Raw genomic sequence first — 7,267 nt, forward strand, 5'->3', positions numbered from 1 at the left:
TCGCGCCGGATCGCGCTAACCCTTGCCGCCGACTTCCTTGGCGAAGGTGTCGCGCAGCCCGATGGTGCGGTTGAACACCAGCCTGTCCGGCGTCGAATCTGCATCGCGCACGAAATAGCCCTGCCGTTCGAACTGCATCGCGTCGGGCGAATTGCCCTCGGCGATCGCAGGCTCGACCCGCGCATCGCTCAGCACTTCCAGCGACTGCGGGTTGAGGTCGGCGGCGAAATCGGCGGCGTTCGGGCTCGGGTTGGCGAACAGCTGATTGTAGATGCGGATTTCCGCCGGCTTCGACTGCGCCGCCGGCAACCAGTGCATCGTCGCCTTCACCTTGCGGCCATCGGCCGCGTTGCCGCCCTTGGTCGCGGGATCGTAGGTCGCGCGCAGCTCGACGATCTCGCCGGCGTCGTTCTTCACGACGCTGGTGCACTTGATGAAGTAGGCATAGCGCAGCCGCACCTCATTGCCGGGCGAGAGGCGGAAGAACTTCTTCGGCGGATTCTCCATGAAGTCGTCGCGCTCGATATAGAGTTCGCGGCCGAAGGCGATCTTGCGGGTGCCGGCGTCCGGATTGTCGGGATGGTTGATCGCCTCGATCTCCTCGACCTGCCCTTCCGGATAGTTCTCGATCACCACCTTGAGCGGCCGCAGCACCGCCATGCGGCGCAGCGACGTGCGGTTCAGCTCCTCGCGGATGCAGAATTCGAGCATGCCGACATCGACCACGCTGTTGGCCTTGGCCACGCCGATGCGCTTGATGAACTCGCGCACCGCAGCCGGCGGCACACCGCGCCGCTTCAGGCCGGCGATGGTCGGCATCCGCGGATCGTCCCAGCCTGAAACGTGGCCGTCACGGACGAGCTGAGTCAGCACGCGCTTGGACAGCAGCGTGTAGGTCAAATTGAGCCGCGCCATTTCGTACTGGCGCGGCTTCGATGGCACCGGCAGCTTGTCGAGCAGCCATTCATAGAGCGGCCGGTGATCCTCGAATTCCAGCGTACAGATCGAATGGGTGATGCCCTCGATGGCGTCCGACTGGCCGTGCGCGTAATCGTAGCTCGGATAGATCGACCATTTGTCGCCGGTGCGCGGATGGTGGGCGTGCAGGATGCGGTACAGCACGGGATCGCGCAGGTTGATGTTGCCGGCGGCCATGTCGATTTTGGCGCGCAGCACGCGGGCGCCGTTCGTGAACTCGCCGGCCTTCATGCGGCGGAACAAATCGAGGTTCTCCTCGACCGACCGGTCGCGGAACGGCGAGTTCTTGCCTGGCTCGGTCAAGGTGCCGCGGGACAGCCGGATCTCCTCCTGCGACTGATCATCGACATAGGCGTAGCCCGCCTTGATCAGGCCCTCGGCCCAATCGTACAGGCGCTCGAAATAGTCCGACGCAAAGAAGAGGCTTTTGCCCCAATCGTAGCCGAGCCAATGCACGTCGGCCTGGATCGAGTCGATGTACTCCTGCTCCTCCTTGGTCGGATTGGTGTCGTCGAAGCGCAAATTGCACTGGCCGCCGAACTCCTGCGCGATGCCGAAATTCAGGGCGATCGACTTGGCGTGGCCGATATGCAGGTAGCCGTTCGGCTCCGGCGGAAAGCGGGTCACGATCCGGTTGTGCTTGTGGGAGGAGAGATCGGCCTGGACGATGTCGCGGATGAAGTCGCGCCCTGCCTCTGCCGTCGTGTCAATCGTCATCAAAGGGTTCCCTGGAGGAGTCAGCTCAACCTTCTGCCAAATTCGCGCCGTCCGGCCAAGCCTGGTTTCAAAGTCTGGTTTCAAGCCGGCAAAAGGTCAGCCGGGGCTTTAGTTATGTTCGGTTCCTGATATACACCACCGCCCATTCCAGCATACGTCGCACTCGATCATGACCAATTCCGTCGTTACCCGCTTCGCCCCCTCACCGACCGGCTTCCTCCACATCGGGGGTGCCCGCACCGCGCTGTTCAACTGGCTCTATGCCAGGAAGCTCGGCGGCAAGATGCTGCTCCGGATCGAGGACACCGACCGCGAACGCTCGACCAAGGAGGCGATCGACGCCATCCTGGACGGCCTGAAATGGCTCGAGCTCGATTGGGACGGCGACGTCATCTACCAGTTCAGCCGCGCCGCCCGCCATCGCGAGGTCGCCGAGGGCCTGCTCGCCGCCGGGCGCGCCTATTACTGCTACGCCACCCCGGAGGAGCTCACCGCGATGCGCGAGAAGGCGCGCGCCGAGGGCCGCACCCGCCTCTATGACGGCATGTGGCGCGACCGCGATCCGGCTAGCGCGCCTTCCGACGTCAAGCCGACCATCCGCCTCAAGGCGCCGCAGACCGGCGAGACCGTGATCGAGGATCAGGTCCAGGGCCGCGTGGTCTGGCAGAACGAGAACCTCGACGACCTCGTCCTGCTCCGCGGCGACGGCACCCCGACCTACATGCTCGCGGTCGTGGTCGACGACCACGATATGGGCGTCACCCATATCATCCGTGGCGACGACCACCTGATCAACGCCGCGCGTCAGAAGCAGATCTACGACGCGCTGGAGTGGGAGCTGCCGAGCATGTCCCACATTCCGCTGATCCACGGACCGGACGGCTCGAAGCTGTCGAAGCGCCATGGCGCGCTCGGCGTCGACGCCTACCGCGCCCTCGGCTATCTGCCGGCCGCCTTGCGCAACTATCTCGTCCGGCTCGGCTGGAGCCATGGCGACCAGGAGATCTTCTCGACCCAGGAGATGATCGACGCGTTCGATCTCTCGGGCGTCGGCCGCTCGGCGGCGCGGTTCGATTTCGCAAAGCTGGAGAACCTCAACGGCCACTATATCCGGCAGAGCGACGATCAATCCCTCGTGAGCCAATTCGAGAGCGTGCTGGATTATGTTCCTGAGGGCGCCGCGCTGAAGGCCAAGCTCAATGACACCACCCGCGCGCAATTGCTGCGGGCGATGCCGAGCCTGAAGGAGCGCGCCAAGACGCTGATCGAGTTGATCGCGAGCGCCTATTTCATTTTCGCCGATCGCCCGCTAGAGCTCGATCCGAAAGCGGCCGCGCTCCTCACGCCGGAAACACGCGCGTTGATCGGCCGGCTGCGCACCGCGCTGGAAGCCGTCAACGACTGGACGGCCGAAACCACCGAGACCGCCATGCGGAATTTCGCCGAGCAGAACAATCTGAAACTCGGCGCCGTTGCCCAGCCGCTGCGGGTGGCGCTGACGGGACGTACGACATCGCCGGGCATCTTCGACGTGCTGGCCGTCCTGGGACGCCAGGAGTGCCTTGCCCGTCTCGCCGATCAGGCGGCGTGATCCTGCATGGACCCCCTCCAGGGTCCATCTTGCAGCGCACATTGCAATGAGCTACCCATCGCCGGACGCTTTCTCCACAAGCCGTTCCGCCCCGCCATGGGCCGCAAATTAGCGACTGGGCAAGGTCGGTTTTCGCAACGATTTCATCGGGGATCTCACGATGGACGCAAAATCCAGCAAGACAGCCACACTCACCATTGGCAACAAGAACTACGATTTCCCGATCCTGAGCGGCACGGTTGGGCCTGATGTCATCGACATCGGCAAGCTCTACGGCCAGGCCGGGGTGTTCACCTACGACCCCGGCTTCACCTCGACCGGCAGCTGCCAGTCGAAGATCACCTATATCGACGGCGACGCCGGTATCCTCGAATACCGCGGCTACCCGATCGAGCAGCTCGCCGAGAACGGCGACTTCCTCGAAACCTGCTACTTGCTGCTCTACGGGGAGCTTCCGACCCCGGCGCAGAAGAAGGACTTCGACCATCGCGTGATCCACCACACCATGGTGCACGAGCAGATGGCGCGTTTCTTCCAGGGCTTCCGCCGCGACGCGCATCCGATGGCGATCATGGTTGCTGCTGTCGGCGCGCTCGCCGCGTTCTACCATGACTCCACCGACATCAACGATCCGAAGCAGCGCATGATCGCCTCGATGCGGATGATCGCGAAGGTGCCGACGCTGGCGGCGATGGCCTACAAATACACCATCGGCCAGCCCTTCGTGTATCCGAAGAACTCGCTTTCCTTCGCCGAGAACTTCCTGCAGATGTGCTTCGCGGTGCCGTGCGAGGAATACAAGATCAACCCGGTGCTCGCCGACGCGCTCGACAAGATCTTCATCCTGCATGCCGACCACGAGCAGAACGCGTCGACCTCGACGGTGCGTATCGCCGGCTCCTCCGGCGCCAACCCGTTCGCCTGCATCGCTGCCGGCATCGCCTGCCTGTGGGGTCCGGCCCATGGCGGCGCCAACGAAGCCGCGCTCGCTATGTTGTCGTCGATCGGAACGGTCGACAAGATCCCCGAGTTCATCGCCAAGGTGAAGGACAAGAACAGCGAAGTCCGCCTGATGGGCTTCGGTCACCGCGTCTACAAGAACTATGATCCGCGCGCCAAGATCATGCAGAAGATGTGTCACGCGGTGCTGGCCGAGACCGGCCATGGCGATGACCCGATGCTGAAGGTAGCGCTCGAGCTCGAGAAGATCGCGCTCAGCGATCCCTACTTCATCGACCGCAAGCTCTACCCGAACGTCGACTTCTATTCGGGCATCACGCTGAAGGCGATGGGCTTCCCGACCTCGATGTTCACCGTGCTGTTCGCGGTCGCCCGCACCGTCGGCTGGATCAGCCAGTGGAGCGAGATGATCGAGGATCCGCAGCAGAAGATCGGCCGTCCGCGCCAGCTCTACACCGGCGTCGCGCGTCGCGACTATGTGACGATCGACAAGCGCAAGTAAGCTTCATCTCTGACAAGATCGAGACGGCGCCATCATTCCTGATGGCGCCGTTTTCGTTTGCCGCGCGCGACCTCGGTCGCGAGCGCATCGAGACGCGGCAGCCAGAACGCCCTGAACCGGTCGAGCCAGTCGTCGACCTCGCGCAGCCGCCCCGGCTCCACGGCATAGATGCGGCGGGTGCCGTCGGCGCGCACCGACGCGAAACCGGCGTCGCGCAGGACCCGCAGCTGCTGCGAGACCGCCGATTGGGTGATGCCGAATTCGCGCTGCACGACGGCGACGACGTCGCCCGAACTGTGCTCGCCGGTCGCCAGCAATTCCAGGATGCGCCGGCGGACGGGATCGCCGAGGATGTCGAAGGCGTGCACGGTCGCTAGCCTCCGCCGCCGCTCGGCTCGGGCTCGGGCTCGCCGCAATAGGCTGCCGTGGTATTTGCGGCCGACCTCCGCGCCGCAGCCTCGTCGGTGCCCGCCGCGATCGAGGCCCTGCACCAGTCCTCGCTGGCCCGGCGGATGAATTCCTTGCCGTCGTCGGTAGCTGGCCACGCCGACGCGGCGGCGCGGTCGAAGTCCTCGCCGGGCGGCATGGCCAGATAGAGCGCGAGCCCGAGCAGCGCGAGATCCCAGCCAACGCCGACTGCGCCGGGTCCGTAGCGATCCCAGAAGTCCCCCTCGATCAGGGACAGGTGTTCCAGTTCCAGGCGCGTGGCGTCAGGCCCATTCTCGGCCAGGGTGACGGTGACCCAGCTGACTGTGCCCATGGACTCCCACGTCACGGCAAGCCGGCGCGGCGGCTCACAGGTTGTGATTTCGCCGCCGGCGTGGCCCTGGAACTGATAACGGCGGCCAAGCCTCAGATCGCCTGAGATTGGCAGGAACCAGCGTGGAATGCGCTCGGGATTGGTCAACACATCCCAGAGATCGGCGATGTCGGTGTCGTAGCTGCGGGTCGCGATCACCGCCCGCGCCGGCTTGCCGCCGCGCTCCCGGACGGCGACCTCACGAACCACGGCTCCGACATATGCGACTGGATCGATCCTCATGACGACGCTCCGCTTCAATATTAGCTACTACTAATATTAGCGCAGACTAAATATCCGAAGCAAGCGGAACCGTTGCGGCCGTATGCCGCCGACGACCGGATGAGCGAATGACTAGGTCGAACTCCGGTCCATCTCCGCCAGCACGATGTCAGCGGCGCGGACGCTTGGCGGCTGGTCACCGGTCGACATCTTCCCGTCCATCGTCGCGAACGCCACGAGCTGCCGCAGACGGTCGGGCGAGTCCGCGAGTACATCTCCGAGTGCCTGCGCGAGCTTGTCCGGCGTGCAGTCCTCCTGCAGGAACTCAGGGATGATGTCGCTGCCGATCACGAGATTGGCGAGGATCACCGACGACACCCGGATCGCACGGCGCAGGATGAACGCCTCGGCGGCACCGACGCGATAGGCCGTCACCATCGGGATGCCTGATAGCGCGAGCTCCAGCGTCACCGTACCGGACTTTGCGAGCGCCGCGCGGGCGACGCGGAACGCGGCGCGCTTCTCGATTTCGCCAACTGCGAGCCGCGGCGCCACGGGCCATGACGCCACGCCTTCGCGCACCATGGCCTCGAGATGCGGCATGGTGGGAAGCACGAGCTCGAACGGGGTTTGCTTGTTGAGCTGGCCGAGCGCCGCGCCGAACAGCGCCAGATGATGCCTGATCTCGCTGCGCCGGCTTCCGGGCAGAACCAGCAGGACCGGCGGCTGCGCATCGCGCCGCTTCTGCTCCTCCTCGTTGGGCCGCAGCGAAGTGAGCTGCTCGGTCAGGGGATGCCCGACATAGCTGCATGGCGGGCCCTGCAGCTTGCGATATTCCTCCGGTTCGAACGGCAGCAGCGCGAGCACGTGATCGACATAACCTCGCATCGCGCGCGCCCGGCCCGGCCGCCAGGCCCAGACCGATGGCGACACGTAGTCGACGATCGCAATGTTCGGGTTGCGCGCGCGGACACGGCGGGCGACGCGGTGGGTGAAGTCGGGGCTGTCGATGATGACGAGCAGGTCAGGGGCATCGGCGAGCACGGCATCGGCCGTGCGCCGGATCAATCGCAGGATCTTCGGCAATTGCTTCACGACGGCGGCAAAGCCGATGATCGAGAGCTCCTCGATCGGAAACAGCGGATCGATGCCCTCGCTCGTCATCGCCCGGCCGCCGACGCCGGAAAACTCCACGGCATCGCCGAGGCGCTGGCGTAGCACCTTCATCAGTGCCGCGCCAAGGCGGTCGCCGGACTCCTCGGTCGCGATGAGGAAGATCTTGCGGCCGCTGCTGGGACTGCGCGCCTGCATCAGCCCGCCAGTCCGATGACAAACAGCCCTTTGGCGTCCGCGGCCTCGATCAGCGCCTGCGGATCGGCGGCAAGCGTGTTGCCGGCAATCACGGCGATCCCGGCGATGCCCGCCGCGGCCGCGCCCTCGACCGTGCGTGGACCGATGGTCGGCAGATCGAAGCGGAGATCCTGCTTGCTCTTCGGCG

At 65.0% G+C, this 7,267-nt stretch carries 7 protein-coding genes; 2 read left to right on the plus strand and 5 right to left on the minus strand.

Annotated features, from left to right (window positions below; all coding sequences use genetic code 11):
* Positions 1–15: 15 nt before the first annotated feature.
* Positions 16–1,695, minus strand: coding sequence for a glutamine--tRNA ligase/YqeY domain fusion protein (locus tag H8B02_RS22910; protein WP_229168380.1), 1,680 nt, complete (start codon positions 1,693–1,695; stop codon positions 16–18).
* A gap of 169 nt (positions 1,696–1,864) precedes the next feature.
* On the opposite strand from H8B02_RS22910, the gene gltX reads away from it, so the two are divergent.
* Together gltX and gltA are read left to right on the plus strand one after the other, a co-directional pair.
* On the plus strand, positions 1,865–3,286 hold the full coding sequence (gene gltX / locus H8B02_RS22915) for a glutamate--tRNA ligase (RefSeq protein WP_229168381.1): 1,422 nt from the start codon (positions 1,865–1,867) through the stop codon (positions 3,284–3,286).
* A gap of 160 nt (positions 3,287–3,446) precedes the next feature.
* Positions 3,447–4,748: a citrate synthase gene (gene gltA / locus H8B02_RS22920; protein WP_092114598.1), complete on the plus strand. Its 1,302-nt coding sequence runs from the start codon at positions 3,447–3,449 to the stop codon at positions 4,746–4,748.
* Between the two features lie 32 nt (positions 4,749–4,780).
* On the opposite strand, the gene H8B02_RS22925 is transcribed toward gltA, so the two are convergent.
* The 4 genes from H8B02_RS22925 to lpxI form a co-directional block, all read right to left on the minus strand.
* Positions 4,781–5,116, minus strand: coding sequence for an ArsR/SmtB family transcription factor (locus tag H8B02_RS22925; protein WP_229168382.1), 336 nt, complete (start codon positions 5,114–5,116; stop codon positions 4,781–4,783).
* Positions 5,117–5,121: 5 nt separating this feature from the next.
* Positions 5,122–5,790, minus strand: coding sequence for an SRPBCC family protein (locus H8B02_RS22930; protein ID WP_229168383.1), 669 nt, complete (start codon positions 5,788–5,790; stop codon positions 5,122–5,124).
* 111 nt (positions 5,791–5,901) lie between these two features.
* Positions 5,902–7,080, minus strand: coding sequence for a lipid-A-disaccharide synthase (gene lpxB, locus H8B02_RS22935; protein ID WP_229168384.1), 1,179 nt, complete (start codon positions 7,078–7,080; stop codon positions 5,902–5,904).
* A partial coding sequence (gene lpxI / locus H8B02_RS22940; protein ID WP_229168385.1) for a UDP-2,3-diacylglucosamine diphosphatase LpxI domain-containing protein occupies positions 7,080–7,267 on the minus strand: 188 nt, incomplete at its 5' end. The genes lpxB and lpxI, both read right to left, overlap by 1 nt.

Origin of the sequence: Bradyrhizobium altum, from assembly GCF_020889705.1 — a bacterium.
GTDB lineage: Bacteria > Pseudomonadota > Alphaproteobacteria > Rhizobiales > Xanthobacteraceae > Bradyrhizobium > Bradyrhizobium altum.

What these genes read in the sequence shown, in the direction of transcription:
- gltX (WP_229168381.1), top strand. Translation starts at nt 1,865, where the DNA reads ATGACCAATTCCGTCGTTACCCGCTTCGCCCCCTCACCGACCGGCTTC.
- H8B02_RS22930 (WP_229168383.1), bottom strand. Translation starts at nt 5,790, where the DNA reads ATGAGGATCGATCCAGTCGCATATGTCGGAGCCGTGGTTCGTGAGGTC.
- gltA (WP_092114598.1), top strand. Translation starts at nt 3,447, where the DNA reads ATGGACGCAAAATCCAGCAAGACAGCCACACTCACCATTGGCAACAAG.
- H8B02_RS22910 (WP_229168380.1), bottom strand. Translation starts at nt 1,695, where the DNA reads ATGACGATTGACACGACGGCAGAGGCAGGGCGCGACTTCATCCGCGAC.
- lpxB (WP_229168384.1), bottom strand. Translation starts at nt 7,080, where the DNA reads ATGCAGGCGCGCAGTCCCAGCAGCGGCCGCAAGATCTTCCTCATCGCG.